At 36.9% G+C, this 241-nt stretch carries 1 protein-coding gene; it reads left to right on the plus strand.

Annotated features, from left to right (window positions below):
* The coding region (locus RI68_RS02215; protein ID WP_017193611.1) for a YqaJ viral recombinase family protein at positions 1-241 on the plus strand (241 nt) is incomplete at both ends.

The following is a 241-nucleotide window of genomic DNA, read 5'->3' on the forward strand; positions in this document are numbered from 1 at the left end:
GAAATCGCTTCCATTACGGGGTTAGACCCCTTTCGTTCCATGGAACAATTAGTTCATGATAAACTCTTTGGAACTACTTTTACCGCTAATCAATATACACTACATGGACAAAAGATGGAACCTATCGCTCGGCAGTTTTTCATTCAAAAAACTAATTTAACTTTTGAAGACGCCATTTTTACTGATGATCAAGTTAACCTTTTTTCCGCATCTTTAGACGGCTACAATGAACAACATCAAG

This window comes from Vaccinium witches'-broom phytoplasma str. VAC (genome assembly GCF_000309405.1).
Lineage (GTDB): Bacteria > Bacillota_I > Bacilli_A > Acholeplasmatales > Acholeplasmataceae > Phytoplasma.